Origin of the sequence: Dapis purpurea BLCC-M126 (assembly GCF_050015975.1) — a bacterium.
Lineage (GTDB): Bacteria > Cyanobacteriota > Cyanobacteriia > Cyanobacteriales > Microcoleaceae > Trichodesmium.
In genome coordinates this window covers 1-2,616 of the sequence record NZ_JBNHER010000092.1, presented here as the reverse complement: position 1 = coordinate 2,616, position 2,616 = coordinate 1, and the positions used below count along the sequence as shown (strand labels likewise).

General features: G+C 41.4%; 1 protein-coding gene. It reads right to left on the bottom strand.

What is annotated here, in order from left to right:
- Window positions 1–416 precede the first annotated feature (416 nt).
- On the bottom strand, window positions 417–2,000 hold the full coding sequence (locus ACP6PL_RS08670) for an RNA polymerase sigma factor (RefSeq protein WP_426544580.1): 1,584 nt from the start codon (window positions 1,998–2,000) through the stop codon (window positions 417–419).
- Window positions 2,001–2,616 lie beyond the last annotated feature (616 nt).

Here is a 2,616-nt window from a genome sequence, read left to right as displayed (position 1 = left end):
GTGCTTTTCAGTTGAGTAGACCACAAAAATGTTGTAGGAGTAAGGAGTAATGAGTAAGGAGTAAGGAGTCAGTATCATTGTGGTTTATTAATATGAAAACCGCTGTAAAGCCTCCCCTTTTACAGTGCTTTTCAGTTGAGTAGACCACAAAACTGTTGTAGGAGTAATGAGTAAGGAGTAATGAGTAAGGAGTAAGGAGTAAGGAGTAATGAGTCAGTATGATTGTGGTTTATTCATATGAAAACCGCTCTAAGGCGATAATAAATAATAATTTTCCTGTTCGTCAATCCTATCCGTTTTCAAGGAGAGGTAATTCTCCATTCTCAATTCTCAATTCTTGAACCCCCTGTATCCATCAACGAGCTATGCCAAATACACTGAATATCCTTCAATGAACTCCTAACATTAAGGAAAAGTTATATCTCTCCCACTAACCGAGATATTAACCCATATTTAGTATTATCCTCTGTCAAACTCCCCCACATAACATACGGTCTCAACCATCGCGTCTGCTCCCTTGATAAACAACAGACAAAAGATTTTTTCTGGGAACTTTTGCTGGCAGTTGATAGGCAACAGGCAACAGACAAAAAGGAAGAAATTTTTGCAGAGAGTGGGTGGTACAAAAAAAGATTTTTCTGAGAACTTTTGCTTCCAGTTCCCAGAAAAGGTTTAATAAAATTCTTGATTTTATCGAAATATCTATTATCCTTTGATATAGAATCGAGTTGAACGTTTGTCATGGCGACGAAAGGAAGCCATCTCCTCAACTCCTGAGATGGCTTCCTTCCACTCCGTTTCAGTTGCAATAACTTGGATATAGTAATTCTCCGGGTTTGATTTGACTCTACCGAACTTTCCACACACCCATCTTTTTCTTCTTCAACTACCTCGACAGACTCTACTTTTGTTAATTCTGTAGCAGTCTCCTGAATCTCCCGATCGACTTGCTCCCTTGACTCGACAGCACTCTCCATATACTCTTGTTGTTCTGCCTCAACTAAGCGATCGCTCTCTACTTCTACCGATACTGTGGCCACTTCCTGAATAGTCTGATCTAAATTATCCCCTAGCTCCAGAGAACTATTCACAGACTCAGATTTTTCTACCTTTATTACCTCTTCTTGTAATGGTAACCCACCCGTAACCCCTCCCAGGAGGGAAAGGTGGGGTGATGGAGAAATAGAATGGCGATCGAATGTAGCCCGATCTTGTTTCATCCCCGTCTCCAACCCTTTCTTTTCTTCCGACTCAATACTCTGCTGCTTTTCCTGATTTATCGAGGACTTACCCATGAGGAACCCAATTTCCACGTTTGAGATTGCTTCGCTGCCGCTCGCAATGACAGAAACACCTTGTTTTGTGTAAGTCCTGTTTTTCCTTGGGGTAGACAACTTCCGGCCTTTCCCTGCCGTAACACTTACATTCTCTCCCTTCCCTAGAAAATAGTTGCTCAACTTCTCTTTGAGCTTTTTCTTAGCCACATATATCCGCCTGCATACATTGTCGTAGGATATCCCTTGCCGTTCCGCAATTTCTGTATGGGTAAGCTCTTCATAAAAATGCAAAGTAAAAGTCTCATGCAACCTTTCCGGTAAATCAGCGATCGCCCGTCGAATCTCAATATACCTCTCCTCTCTCTCCAGAATACTCTCTGGTGACTCCACCGAAGAGGCCATACCCATCTCCTCAGTATTGGCTACCCGTTCAATACTTTCAACACCCGTAGCCTGTCGAGAATGTTCTCTAATAATATCGATACAGAGATTACGAGTCACCTGTACCAACCAAGCCTTAAAATTAGTAATTTTCCCCTCGAACTTTTGCACCTTTTCCCAAGCTTTCAGCATTGCACGACTTAGAGCATCTTCAGCATCCGTTTGGTTAGAGTTCATCAACCTAAAACAGCACCGATATAGTTGTTCTCTATGTTCATTCCATTGCTGCCAAAACTGACAAACCAGATCGGAATTGCCCCTTTCGGTTAAAGCCAAGTCCATTATATTCCTCTTCCATCTTTTGACTATCTACATAATCAAGACGTAAAGGATTGGCTGGTATGAGCCTATCAAACTTCATATAAAAGCTCATATAATTAGGCTTTCCTTCATAGTGAAAATCAACCCTTATTAGCTACCTGCACAAGTCGAATCATTTGTCAATCTCATAAAGTCTATATGAATATTTATTCAACAAACAATAAGCATGAATAAATAGACAATAGTCGGTTTGGTGGGTGTATCTAGTAGCGCGTCAAGCTTGAAATGGTGTGTTAGGAGCGAGCAACCAGCGAAGACCTCTCCCCTAACCCCTCTCCTGCGAGGAGAGGGGATTTCTCCCCCCCTTCCCTTGCAGGGAAGGGGGTTGGGGGGTTAGGTTTTTAATCCACATTTTCAAGCTTGACACGGCACTAGAATAAAATTGTAGGTATTTGAGCGAGCAATCTAGAAAATCTCTCCCCCAACCCATCTCCTGCGAGGAGAGGGGACAAATCTTCTTCTGAATTTCCCAACAATTATATAGATCTCAAATGGGTTCTATATAATTATGCTAGTCAAGTATATTCGTGCATCAAGAATGAGGAAAAATTATCTCAAGGAGTGTTGAATTTTTTTT

Excerpts from the sequence above, each read along its gene's own strand:
- ACP6PL_RS08670 (WP_426544580.1), bottom strand. The coding sequence starts at position 2,000 with ATGGACTTGGCTTTAACCGAAAGGGGCAATTCCGATCTGGTTTGTCAG.